Genomic DNA, 11,452 nt, shown 5'->3' on the forward strand with positions numbered 1-11,452 from the left:
TTTAGCTTTTGGATCTACCTCTTTTTGATAAAGGTCGTTCAACTCATCCTTAGAAAAGTCTGGAAGAAATGATTTACCCCTCGGTGTTATTGTCATTTAAACACTCCCCCATTAAAGAATATGTTTGATTACCCTTAAAATTTACGGCAATTTTGGAATCTTGCTATAATACTATTATCAAAAGAAGACATTTTGGAAACTGATGCATCATCCTTTACAGAAGGCCAGATTTGCAGGCATACCGTTACGGGAGATGATAGCTATCGCCGCAGGAAAAGGCATACCGTTCCAGTACAGCCTCGATGATCTGAACGAGGATATGCTGTCAGCAGAAAGTTTATAGCAGTTATTCTATTCTTCTTGATCGGAAAGGAAGAATTGATGAAGTAAAACATACATAATATTGCATATCAAGCGAATTAATCAACCAGCCTTTAAGATAAGTCCATGTGGGAAGGGAAGCAAATGTTATGAGAAGCTTACGGTTACTGCCTTTTGCATTAATAGTGCTGTCTTTATTAATTGCAGGGTGCGTACAAGAAAACAATAGCGTACAGAATAACTACAGTGTTCAGGGAAACAATAGCGCACAGGAAACATCTATATCTCCTTCTGAATCCCAAATAAAACAGTTCCTTGAAGAAAAGAACGTGACATCTCTGGCGAATCGGACTGTTGGGAATTCTACCGTGGTCTTGTATGAAAACGAATCGGAGATGGGAGTTTATCAAATATCTATCGATGAGACCGGTAAAATGTCCTGGACCCAGCTCTCATGGGCAAACAATTCTGCTTTTACACCGGTCTCTATTGGCAGTAGAGCAACCGGAGTCCCGTTTGTAGCCGTTATTATCAACAACGATCAAATGTTAAAAAAGGCATATAAGGTTACTGTGGTATTTAGAAACAAAGACGAAGTAACCGAGTTAGTTAACAATAGTAAAGGAATAATTATTCCCGATGAGAACGTACGAAATGGAAATGTGGGATGGTCTTCAGTTACTGTATTTGATAAAGATAATAACGTCTTATTTAAAAAAGATTAGCTTACAGAGAGTGGGAAGGAACAAGTGAAGATTTTGAAGGATGAGGCTGATGTACAGGGTTAGAAGGAAGTTCAACAGGAAGTTGCAGGTATTTTGATCCGAAAGATGTAATTCTCAGTTTCTTATTCTTTTTATCAATAAACTCCTGTTCCTGAAGAAAGAGAAACAACTTATCTAACGTATCTTGCGACAGGGAAGTATTTTGTTTAACCTCGTCTATGTTATGCCATTGAGCATCTCGAATTTGCTCTAATATCCCATCTAAAGATTCCATAATCATAATTAGTACCATTCTATTGGTAATGGAAGCTCTTTTATTTATAATTTATGGTCATTCAGGATACTACATGCCGTAGCGCTTTTCAATAATGATAAATGCCTTGTCTATTTCACGAAAAGCGGCGGATGGTTTGACCAGACGATTCTCAACCAGAGGATGATCGTGCATACGGAGAGGGGAAAACTCTACGCGTTATCGGCGGAAAGCCGCCTCATGTCATGAAAGAAGAGGATAAGAAAAACCGGTCAAAGCCGAGGATATGTTCATCGATGTCGGCGCCACGAGCAGGGAGGATGCCGGGAAAATGGGCGTGAAAATAGGGACACCACTTACTTTAGACACAGAGTTCAAGCAGCTTGGCAACGACAGGGTCACCGGTAAAGCGTTCGATAACCGTGCAGGCTGCGCCATGCTCATCCGGGGGCTGCGGGAAATGGCAGATGTAAAAGCCACCGCCCACGCAGTATTCACTGTGCAGGAGGAAGTGGGGCTAAAAGGTGCTAAAACCTCAGCCTTCGGATTGAATCCTGACGTAGCACTGGCTACTGATGTGTCTTACACAGGGGACCATCCGGGTATAGAGAAGAAACAATCTGCAATAGAGCTTGGAAAAGGGCATTCCGTCACCGTAAGCGATGCTGAAGGGTGTGGCATAATCGTTCCTGAAAGCGTGCTGAGATGGTTAAAAGAAGCGGCTGAATCAAATAACATCCCTTACCAGCTTGAAGTCGGCGCGGGAGGTACAACGGACGCGTCCGCGATACATCTCACCAGGGCAGTTGAGATAGTGGACAGGTTCTTTTAAGGAACCTGTAAGAGGGATTTCTTATCCCTGCTCTTCACATCCCGCCGCATCAATCGTCTGCCCGGGCGTAGCCGTCCCGACAGGCGATTTGCTCTTATCATTGGTTTCGCCTTTGTTCAGCGCATCTTCAATTATATCGTCTGCACTGAGCAGGTATCTTGCTCTTTCAAGGTATATCTCCCCGGGGTTATCTCTCTTCCAGGAGGGCCAGTCGCGGACAAGCGACTCCTCGCAGAAAAACCTCATGAACCCGGGAACTGTTCCGAATGTCTTCTCTATATCATTAAGAGTATCTTGATATGCTCCCATTTTCTCACCCAGATTCTAACTGGTGCGTGGAGCTTAATAAATCTTTCCTGACAAAATTTCTGTATTTAGTTTAGATTACAAGCCCGCCGTCTACGGAAAGCACTGCGCCGTTAACGTACCTGGCATCATCCGAAGCAAGGAACAGGTACGCATTCGCAACATCCCTGGGTTCTCCCAGCCTGCGCAGAGGGGTTTTCTCTTTCATTAATTCAAGGACTTTTTCAGGTACACCGGCTGTCATAGGTGTCATTATGAATCCCGGGGCTACCGCATTGACCCTTATCCCTTTCTTTCCAAGTTCCTTGGCTAAAGTCTTTGTCATGCCGATCAATCCTGCCTTGGCTGCGGAATAATTGACCTGACCGACATTGCCATACAGCCCTACGACGGAAGAAGTGTTTATAATTACACCCTTGCCCTGCTGGATCATAACATCAACAACAGCCTGGATGCAGTTAAAAGTTCCTTTAAGGTTCACGTTAATGACCTTATCCCACTGTTCCTCTGTCATTTTTACCAGGAGGGAATCCTGGACAATACCGGCATTAGCTATTAACACATCGATTTTACCGTATTTCTTGAGGGTGTCTTCGACCATATGTTTCACCAGTTCCCTGTTACAGGTATCCAGCTTAACAAAAATGCCCTCGCCTCCGGCTTTTTTGATCTCTTCTACTGTTCCATTACCGCTTTTTTCATTTATATCAGCTACAACGACTTTAGCTCCTTCCTTTGCAAACAGAAGAGCTGTCTCTTTACCGATGCCGCTTCCGGCACCTGTAACGATTGCAACTTCGTTATTAAGTTTCATTCGTTTTGTATTCTCCTTCGTGATTTTAGTTCGCCGTTTTATTCTACACACAGAATAGCCGGTTTTTTACTACTATCTTGTCCTGCTTAACAGGATAACGTCGAACTAATTCGTATCTACGCGAACGTGTCATATATAGTTTACGCACATATGCGCTGGAACAAAAAGGTCTACGCATAGCGGTAAATCCTTTATATAAAATAAACGAAGTTAAAAATACAACTACCGTATATCTTAAGGAATCCTGCTTATCATATCAGATATAGAGTCCCCCGTTAATATCTATTACCTGTCCGGTTATATAATCACCTTCCGAGACCAGGTAAGTCACTGCCCCGGCAACCTCTTCCGGCTTCCCCAGCCTTCGAAGGGGTATCTGGGCAAGGATTTTTTCCATAGCTTCACCGGGGATTGATTTTACCATATCCGTTTCTATAAATCCGGGCGCAATGGCATTCACAGTTATGTTCTTACTTGCGAACTCCTTTGCAAGGGTTTGCGTAAAACCTATTATCCCCGCCTTTGAAGCTGCATAGTTCGCCTGCCCGAAGTTGCCCATCCTCCCGATAACCGAGGATATGTTCACGATCCGTCCGTACTTCCTCTCAAGCATACCATCTATGACCGCTTTGGTACAATGGAATGTGCCGTCCAGGTTCACGGATAATACCTCAGACCACATTTGCGGTGTCATCTTTGCGAACGACTTGTCCCTTGTTATCCCGGCGTTATTGACCAGTATATCTATTTTACCGAACTGCCTTACGATCTCATCCCGCATTCTGCATACCTGTTCGGGATCGCTCACGTTTGCCTGACATATAATGGAGTGCCTGCCCAGCGACTCTATTTTCTTTGACACTTCCTTTGCATGCTCCTTGGTATCCATGTTGTCTATCATTATGGCTAATTTTTCAAGCTCGTTTTTAGTGCCCATCTGATCTATCAGTTTTGATACTTCCTCAGCCTGTTCTTTTGTACGCTGGTAATTAATCGCCACGTCTGCACCCTCTTCCGCCAGCCGCAGGGCGATCGCCATCCCTATACCCCTTGAGCCGCCTGTAACAAGGGCGACTTTACCCTCAAGTTTTTTTCCATTCCCATTCGTATTCATCGTATCACCTCTTTATAACCCATCGTCACCTTTTTATAATCACAGCAATACCCATGCCCCCGCCAATGCACATCGTTGCAAGACCGTACTTGCCTTTCCGCCTCATCAATCCATATAGCAGTGTGACCAGTATCCTTGAACCGCTTGCTCCTATCGGATGCCCCAGGGCTATGGCGCCGCCGTTCACATTGACCCTTTCCGGATCCCATCTCAGCTCCCTATCTACGGCTATGGACTGGGCGGCAAAGGCTTCGTTCTCTTCTATCAGGTCGATATCATCCGTCGTCAGGTTAGCACGACTTAAAGCAGTGCTGGCAGCGCAAACAGGCCCGATGCCCATTATTTCAGGAGATACGCCGCAGTAAGCATAGCTTACAATGGTTGCCATGGGTCGAAGACCCATCTCTTTTGCCTTATCCTCGGACATTAAAAGGACTGCGGCAGCACCGTCGTTTATGCCTGAAGAGTTGCCTGCAGTCACTGTGCCGCCCTTTTTAAAGGCGGGTTTCAGTTTTGCCAGTGTCTCTTTTGTTGTCCCGGACCTGGGGAACTCATCCGTATCAAAAAGCAAAGGCTCGCCTTTTGGCTGTGGAACCGGTACCGGAACTATCTCGTCCTTGAACCTGCCTTCTTTGATTGCTGCCTCTGCTTTATTCTGGCTTTTCGCTGCGAACTCATCCTGCTCTTCCCTTGAAATATTATATTTCTCCGCCAGGTTCTCTGCAGTAACCCCCATGTGGATGTTATTGAAAATATCCCACAGTCCGTCATTTATCATCATATCCACGATCTCATCATTACCCATCCTTATTCCCCAGCGTGCTTTTGCCAGTGCATATCTCGCTGTTGACATGGATTCGGTCCCGCCTGCCAGGACGACCTCTTCATCACCGACCATTATAGATTGCGCGCCCAGGATAACGGATTTCAAACTTGAGCCGCAAACCATGTTCACGCTAAATGCCGGTACTTTTATTGGTATTCCTCCCCATATCGAGGATTGTCTTGCTATGTTCATACCCTGACCGCCCGAGAGGACATTCCCCATAATGACCTCTTCAACCTCAGCCGGATCAACATCTACTCTTTTGAGAGCGTCTTTCAATACCACTGAGCCAAGCTGTCCCGGCGCTATATCCTTTAAACTTCCCCCGAATTTTCCTATTGCAGTCCTTGTCGCTGATACGATAACCACTTTATTCATTTTATTCCCACCTGTTATATACTGGATACAAAATCCGGCACACGGGTATACTGGCATGTACTGCCAGGCGCACCGGTAACTCCCGCTACAGGACGAGCCCGCCATCTACATGAAGCACTTCCCCGTTGATGAACTTCGCATCATCCGAAGCGAGATAAAGGTATGCATGCGCCACATCACCCGGTTCGCCTATCCTGCGCAGAGGAGTTCGTTCTATGATCATATTCATTATTTTATCCGGCACAGTTTCGGTCATGGGCGTCTTTATAAATCCCGGAGCCACTGCATTGACCCTTACCCCCTTTTTCCCGAGTTCCTTAGCCAGGGTCTTTGTCATGCCGATCAACCCGGCTTTGGCTGAAGCATAATTGACCTGACCGATATTGCCGTAAATTCCTGAAATAGAGGATGCGTTGATGATTACGCCGCTCCCCTGCTCGATCATATACGGGGCTACTACCTGGATGCAGTTAAAAGCCCCGGAAAGATCAACATTGATAACGTTATTCCATTGCTCTTTTGTCATTTTTGTTACCAGGGCATCCTGGGTGATACCTGCATTGTTTATCAGGATATCCACTCTTCCGAAGGTATCAATCGTCTTTCTGACGACTTCTTCCATCTCCTCCCTGCTGGTGACATCCCCTTTGATGTATATTACTTTTTCCCCATACCCGCTTATTTCCCTGCATATCTGTTCTAATTTCTCTGCCGACCTTGAAGTTGCAGTTATTCTTGCACCTTCCTGGCAAAAAAGCATAGCAGTCTCTTTACCAATGCCGCTTGATGCCCCGGTAATGATTGCAACTTTGTTCTCAAGTCTCATCTCAGGTTCCCTTCGTCCTGCGGCTCTTTCTTTTAGTTTTAGGTTTCTTCCCGGTATGCTGTTCGAACGCCACTTCCGCCTGTCGCGCAGGCAGCTTTTTCCGTACTTGCAGGGGCTTTTCTTCCATAGATTTCTCTATTTCATCTCCTGCTTCTTCGGGAAGAGATCTGGGCTTTAACCACGCTGCGATTTTGGGTACGACTTCTTTCTGGGATTTGGAGCCCACAAAGATACCTATATGCCCTGTCGGGAAAACAAGCGTCTCCGTATCCTCACTTCCCACCGCATCAGTAAGCGGTAAGCTTGCTTCATTGGGAACAAGGTGATCGGTCTCGGCCATGACATTTAGTACAGGCATGGTGATATTTTTCAGGTTGATTTTTTGCCCGTTGATTTTCATCTCGTTCTTGATAAGCAGGTTCTTCTGATAGCAGTCCTTCATGAACTGTCTGTATGCTTCACCTGCCTGGTCGGGGCTGTCGAATATCCATTTCTCCATCCTGAGGAAATTCCTGACGGTTTCCTCGTTCCTGAGCTGGCATTCCATGTCCTCAGGTTTGCATTCGATCCTCTCAAAAAGACCCACATACTTATCGATAAGAAGCCTGAACGGATCAGTGAGCAGGAACCCTGTATTCAGCAAATCACCCGGTACTATCCCGTAGAAATCCACAATCTTATCCACATCAAGGCTCTTTGCCCAGACATGAAGGAGCCCTTTATCAGTGTCGAAATTTATAGGCGTCACAAGGGCGACAAAGTTCTCTACCTTATCGGGATGCAGTGAGGCGTACATCGCTGAGATTGTACCCCCCTGGCAAACCCCAAATAGCGTTATTTTATCTGACCCCGACAGTTCCCTGACCTTATCTACGGCGTCGTTCAGATAGCCGTTCACATAATCGTTAAGCGTGAGGTACCTGTCAGCGCCTGTAGGATACCCCCAGTCAATAATATAAACATCTAGCCCCTCATCCAGCAGCTTCCTCACCACGCTCTTATCGGGCTGAAGATCCAGGATATAGTAACGGTTCACAAATGCATAAACTATAAGCACCGGAATCGGGTATGGCTTTTCTACAGCAGGGAAATAATGCATAAGTTTCATATCGTCTTCCGTATAAATTACCTCGGAAGGCGTTGTCCCGACAGAAAAATCGGGCGGTTCTAACAGTATCTCCACTCCTGCTACGAATCTTCTATAACTATCTATCATATCTACTGCGTTCATGACTTCCTCCTCTCCCTCCCCTGAAGGTATATCAACTTCTTTCTTCGGATGGTTCTTTGACCTGGCTTGCCAATTCTGTAAATTCCTGCATCGTTCTCTTAAGAGAATCCATATCCCTTGTCAGGTTCTTTGCAGTTTTCTTAAGAGTATACAATTCCCTGTTCATCTCGTCTATCTCGGTCCTTGTGGGCAGGTTTACCGGTTTCAGGACATTCTCTTCAACTAGCTCCCGGTTGCTTTTCTGGAAATCCACGAAGTAGGATGTCAGTCTCCCCATATCAGAAGAGAAATGACCTGATTTCAGGAATTCTTTGAACGTCTCGCTGTAAGTCTCTATCCAGAGCTGGTAAAAATCTTTATACATCTCAGGACGGATCTCCACTTCCATCTCAGTTGTCATCTTTTTGCGCATTCTTCGCATGGCTTCCATGAATATGTGCTGGAAGTTGACAAGGGATTCCATCCAGGCTGTATATAGGTTAACAGAGACAGAAAAACTCCTCACCATTTTTTCTGATCTTTCACGCATCGGGCCCATCGCAGGCACCTCGACTAGCCTGCCATAGGTAGACTCGTAAGTCTTTAACCACTGGTCAAAAAACTCATGTGTTAATTCAACACTGGATTTTTCCATATTTAAACCTGGCTTGTAGCTGTAGCACCGGGGGCCATCCTCATCCATGCGTTTGACATATTGGCGAACATATCCGCATACATCCTGGTCGCGTTCTTTACCGGCTCCATCATGTTCTTCATCGGACCGACGGCAGGCATATATTTAAAGAAGTCCTCAAGCGCCTTCTCGTTCATCTTTGCCCAGGTGGTATAGAATTCTTTAAACGCCTCCGGGTCAGTGGTTCGTTTTGTTAATTCTGTGGTCTTCTCTGACATCTTCTCCAGGGCAGATATCCAGGATTTATACATATTAAGATAGATGTCCGTGCTCTTTAAGAAGCTATCAAACACTTCCTTTGAGGGTTTAAATGACTCGGCACCGAACCACCTGCCGGACATATCCCTGTACGTGTCCATCCAGAGACTGTAAAATTCTCTATAGGCTTCGGGGCTTGCGTTTCCTTTTGATAGCTCTGCCATCTTCCCGGAAACCTTCATCATAGAATCAACCCACGGCACGTATAGATGCATGTAAGAATCTCTCCAGATTCTGGATAGCTCCGAAAAATTCCTCAGGTAAATATTTGGCAGCACTCCATAACTTTCAAGTACCTCTTTTGTGGCTCCCCTTGTCGGCATTGTAAGAAAATCCTCAAATATTTTTCCATATGTCTTCTGCCACATGCTATAGATCTCTCTGGATTTTTCCATATCAAGCTCTTTCCCGGAAAGCTTCTCGGTATTGCTTATATCTTCCTCTAATAAGTTAACCCATGATTGGAAGAGGTTTTTTGATTCCTCAGCGCTATCTTTCAATTTCTTAAGTGTCTCTTTATCAAGTTTTCCCATCTGGACCGGATAGAGCTTACCAAAGGTGTTCTGGTATGATCTCACATATTCATCATAGAATTCCCTGTATTTTTCTGCCGAAGCCTCTTTTGTGAGTTCAGCGGCTTTATCAAGCAGTGTCCCGGAAGACTCTATCCATGGCTTGTACAGATTCGTGTAGGAATCTTCCCACATTCTTGAAACTGCTACGTAGCTATCTGCCCATATTCTAAAAACATCTTTTTTCTCTCCACTCTCTTGACTCATCTGTTTGCTTGTACCAACCATACAAATTCACTCCTCTTAATTCAGAAACGTTATTCTTTCATATAAACCTTTTTAATTACCTGCGAATTTATAATCACTTCTCAATTATAGTTTCCTCGATCTTGATCCCGAAATGCCTCGCTGCCTTCTCAAAATACACAAGCACTTCATCACCTTCCTTAAGCGCGGTAACTGGCATCGGCTTTCCGCTATCCCCGACAAGCTTGATGGTCTCCGCGTTCTGGAGCAGCGTCTTTATCCCCGTCCCGTCCACTTCAGCCTCAACGAGCATTAGCGGGCGGCGCTCGATCTTCACCCTTCCCACGACGGCAGGTCGTGTCTCTCCTTCCGAATTTATTACCATGACCTCATCGCCTGATGCAAGCTCGGAGAGGTAGCGCGTCTTTTCGCCTACCCTGATATAGGCATGTACAGCGCCTGCATTCACCCTGAAAGGGCGAGCCGCCACGTATGGGCTTTCTTCTGATTCCGAATGAACAAAGAACAACCCGTTGCTCTGTGAGCCTATAAGCATCCCTTCGCCCGGAACCATCAAAGACGCGGTATCCACGCATACCCTGTCACCCATGCCGACGGGTTTTACTTTCGTTATCCTGGCTTTTACAAGGGGTATTTTTTCCATTCCCTGCCGGTCCCGGACGGCTACGATTTTCTTTATTTCTGAGATATCACCGGTATCAACAAGCACGCCGTCTGAGCCGTGCTCCAGCGTCTCAAGCGCAAGCATCGCCTCTTCTGCGTTCCGGACACCCGCTATGATTTCAACATCAAGCTTCTGCAGCTCGGCGATCAGGTTCTCAAGCGGGATGACCTTCCAGTCCGTGCCTATAACGACAAGGTAATCACATGATTTTCCAAGTTCGACGGCGAATTGCTCGTATTTCTTGTTTTTTATGACAACATATCCGGCGACGGTCTTACCTTCTCTAGTCAAGCGTTGCGCTTCCGATATATCCTGGGAGTTTGAGAATTCGGATGGTAATTTTCTTATCCCATCCCCTTCGCTGCCTTTCCCGACAACTATGATATCAGCTTCCCCGCCCGGCGCGGCAGTTTTGATGTTTCCCAGTTCTTTTGCCTTCGGGATATCGTCGTGGTTCAAAAGTATGCATTCTGCTCCGGACTCAAGCCCTGCCGTAACCCTGGGCTTGTTCTCTTCCCATGATTCGCTATCTGCTTTTATCCAGACCGTCTTATCCTTTTTCACCGGAGCGCCTCCATAGCCTCTTTTACACTTGCGCCTTTATGTACTATCAGGGTAAGGGCGCGTGTCATTTCCGTCGGGTTATCGTGCTGGAAGACATTCCTTCCTATCGCAACGCCTCGTCCTCCGGCATCCACTGCGGCGCGTACCATTGACAGGAACTCCTCATCTGTATTCGCTTTCGGACCTCCTGCCATAACTACAGGCACGGGACAGCCTTCCACGACTTTCCTGAACGAATCGATATCACCCGTGAAATTTGTCTTTATGATATCCGCGCCCAGTTCCGCACCCACGCGCGCAACGTGCGCCACAAGCTCCGGGTCATTCGAGTTCCTGATATCCTTCCCGCGCGGGTACATCATCGCGATAAGGGGCATTCCCCAATCGTCGCACTGCTCCGAAACGGTGCCCAGTATCTTTAGCTGGTCTGCCTCGGTCTCAGAGCCGACGTTGATATGCACGCTCACGGCATCAGCCCCCATCTTTATCGCTTCTTCCACCGTGCAGACCTTCACTTTGTCATTGGGGTCGGGTCCAAGGGACGTGGATGCGCTCATATGTATGATCAGCCCGATATCGCGTCCATACCCGCGGTGACCGTGCTTTGCCATGCCTTTTTGCAAAAGAACGGCGTTAGCTCCTCCATCCGCCACCCTGTTCACCATGTCCGTGAGGTTCTCGATGCCTCTTATAGGTCCCATTGATATTCCATGGTCCATGGGGATTATTACCATGTTCCTGCTTTCCCTGTCCATTATTCTCTCAAGCCGTATTTTTTTACCAAGTCCTGACAATAAAATCACCTCAGTTAATCGTGTTACTCTGTGACACACTTACACAGTGTTTACGATATATATACCTAACGTTAATGTCCAGAGACCTGTCGGG

At 46.3% G+C, this 11,452-nt stretch carries 14 protein-coding genes; 3 read left to right on the top strand and 11 right to left on the bottom strand.

Going from position 1 to position 11,452, the window contains the following annotated elements; genetic code table 11:
- Positions 1-202 precede the first annotated feature (202 nt).
- Both MNV_RS19355 and MNV_RS04935 read left to right on the top strand, forming a co-directional pair.
- On the top strand, positions 203-343 hold the full coding sequence (locus tag MNV_RS19355) for a hypothetical protein (protein ID WP_179293809.1): 141 nt from the start codon (positions 203-205) through the stop codon (positions 341-343).
- A 106-nt stretch (positions 344-449) separates the two neighbouring features.
- The gene (locus MNV_RS04935) at positions 450-1,046 is read left to right on the top strand and encodes a hypothetical protein (protein WP_143311640.1); all 597 of its coding nucleotides are present in this window, start codon (positions 450-452) and stop codon (positions 1,044-1,046) included.
- A 1-nt stretch (position 1,047) separates the two neighbouring features.
- On the opposite strand, the gene MNV_RS04940 is transcribed toward MNV_RS04935, so the two are convergent.
- Complete coding sequence (locus tag MNV_RS04940; RefSeq protein WP_096204261.1) at positions 1,048-1,338, bottom strand: hypothetical protein; 291 nt, start codon at positions 1,336-1,338, stop codon at positions 1,048-1,050.
- 247 nt (positions 1,339-1,585) lie between these two features.
- Between MNV_RS04940 and MNV_RS04945 the strand changes: the two genes are divergently transcribed.
- Positions 1,586-2,131 (top strand): zinc-binding metallopeptidase family protein, encoded by a 546-nt coding sequence (locus MNV_RS04945; protein WP_306453622.1) that lies wholly within the window; start codon positions 1,586-1,588, stop codon positions 2,129-2,131.
- Between the two features lie 21 nt (positions 2,132-2,152).
- On the opposite strand, the gene MNV_RS04950 is transcribed toward MNV_RS04945, so the two are convergent.
- From MNV_RS04950 to MNV_RS04995, 10 genes are all read right to left on the bottom strand, one after another.
- Positions 2,153-2,440 (bottom strand): hypothetical protein, encoded by a 288-nt coding sequence (locus MNV_RS04950; protein ID WP_096204262.1) that lies wholly within the window; start codon positions 2,438-2,440, stop codon positions 2,153-2,155.
- Between the two features lie 70 nt (positions 2,441-2,510).
- Entirely contained in the window at positions 2,511-3,251 is a 741-nt protein-coding gene (gene fabG, locus MNV_RS04955; RefSeq protein WP_096204263.1) for a 3-oxoacyl-ACP reductase FabG, read from the bottom strand.
- Positions 3,252-3,507: 256 nt separating this feature from the next.
- On the bottom strand, positions 3,508-4,365 hold the full coding sequence (locus MNV_RS04960) for a 3-oxoacyl-ACP reductase family protein (RefSeq protein WP_096204264.1): 858 nt from the start codon (positions 4,363-4,365) through the stop codon (positions 3,508-3,510).
- Positions 4,366-4,390: 25 nt separating this feature from the next.
- Positions 4,391-5,569: an acetyl-CoA C-acetyltransferase gene (locus MNV_RS04965; protein WP_096204265.1), complete on the bottom strand. Its 1,179-nt coding sequence runs from the start codon at positions 5,567-5,569 to the stop codon at positions 4,391-4,393.
- An 85-nt stretch (positions 5,570-5,654) separates the two neighbouring features.
- Positions 5,655-6,395, bottom strand: a complete 741-nt coding sequence (fabG, locus tag MNV_RS04970; RefSeq protein ID WP_096204266.1) for a 3-oxoacyl-ACP reductase FabG — start codon at positions 6,393-6,395, stop codon at positions 5,655-5,657.
- Position 6,396: 1 nt separating this feature from the next.
- Positions 6,397-7,626 carry a class III poly(R)-hydroxyalkanoic acid synthase subunit PhaC gene (phaC, locus tag MNV_RS04975; RefSeq protein WP_096204267.1) on the bottom strand — a complete coding sequence of 410 codons (1,230 nt, stop codon included), beginning with the start codon at positions 7,624-7,626 and terminating at the stop codon, positions 6,397-6,399.
- Positions 7,627-7,657: 31 nt separating this feature from the next.
- Positions 7,658-8,260: a poly(R)-hydroxyalkanoic acid synthase subunit PhaE gene (locus tag MNV_RS04980; protein WP_179293810.1), complete on the bottom strand. Its 603-nt coding sequence runs from the start codon at positions 8,258-8,260 to the stop codon at positions 7,658-7,660.
- Positions 8,261-8,262: 2 nt separating this feature from the next.
- Positions 8,263-9,357: a hypothetical protein gene (locus MNV_RS04985; protein ID WP_096204269.1), complete on the bottom strand. Its 1,095-nt coding sequence runs from the start codon at positions 9,355-9,357 to the stop codon at positions 8,263-8,265.
- Positions 9,358-9,430: 73 nt separating this feature from the next.
- The gene (locus tag MNV_RS04990; RefSeq protein ID WP_096204270.1) at positions 9,431-10,564 is read right to left on the bottom strand and encodes a 3-dehydroquinate synthase II; all 1,134 of its coding nucleotides are present in this window, start codon (positions 10,562-10,564) and stop codon (positions 9,431-9,433) included.
- The gene (locus tag MNV_RS04995) at positions 10,561-11,358 is read right to left on the bottom strand and encodes a 2-amino-3,7-dideoxy-D-threo-hept-6-ulosonate synthase (protein ID WP_096204271.1); all 798 of its coding nucleotides are present in this window, start codon (positions 11,356-11,358) and stop codon (positions 10,561-10,563) included. Before MNV_RS04995 ends, MNV_RS04990 begins: the two co-directional genes overlap by 4 nt.
- Positions 11,359-11,452 lie beyond the last annotated feature (94 nt).

The organism is Candidatus Methanoperedens nitratireducens (assembly GCF_900196725.1).
Lineage (GTDB): Archaea > Halobacteriota > Methanosarcinia > Methanosarcinales > Methanoperedenaceae > Methanoperedens > Methanoperedens nitroreducens_A.

What these genes read in the sequence shown, in the direction of transcription:
- MNV_RS04950 (WP_096204262.1), bottom strand. Translation starts at nt 2,440, where the DNA reads ATGGGAGCATATCAAGATACTCTTAATGATATAGAGAAGACATTCGGA.
- MNV_RS04960 (WP_096204264.1), bottom strand. Translation starts at nt 4,365, where the DNA reads ATGAATACGAATGGGAATGGAAAAAAACTTGAGGGTAAAGTCGCCCTT.
- MNV_RS04945 (WP_306453622.1), top strand. Translation starts at nt 1,586, where the DNA reads ATGTTCATCGATGTCGGCGCCACGAGCAGGGAGGATGCCGGGAAAATG.
- MNV_RS04980 (WP_179293810.1), bottom strand. Translation starts at nt 8,260, where the DNA reads ATGGAAAAATCCAGTGTTGAATTAACACATGAGTTTTTTGACCAGTGG.
- MNV_RS19355 (WP_179293809.1), top strand. Translation starts at nt 203, where the DNA reads ATGCATCATCCTTTACAGAAGGCCAGATTTGCAGGCATACCGTTACGG.
- MNV_RS04965 (WP_096204265.1), bottom strand. Translation starts at nt 5,569, where the DNA reads ATGAATAAAGTGGTTATCGTATCAGCGACAAGGACTGCAATAGGAAAA.
- MNV_RS04940 (WP_096204261.1), bottom strand. Translation starts at nt 1,338, where the DNA reads ATGGTACTAATTATGATTATGGAATCTTTAGATGGGATATTAGAGCAA.
- phaC (WP_096204267.1), bottom strand. Translation starts at nt 7,626, where the DNA reads ATGAACGCAGTAGATATGATAGATAGTTATAGAAGATTCGTAGCAGGA.
- fabG (WP_096204263.1), bottom strand. Translation starts at nt 3,251, where the DNA reads ATGAAACTTAATAACGAAGTTGCAATCGTTACAGGTGCCGGAAGCGGC.
- fabG (WP_096204266.1), bottom strand. Translation starts at nt 6,395, where the DNA reads ATGAGACTTGAGAACAAAGTTGCAATCATTACCGGGGCATCAAGCGGC.
- MNV_RS04985 (WP_096204269.1), bottom strand. Translation starts at nt 9,357, where the DNA reads ATGGTTGGTACAAGCAAACAGATGAGTCAAGAGAGTGGAGAGAAAAAA.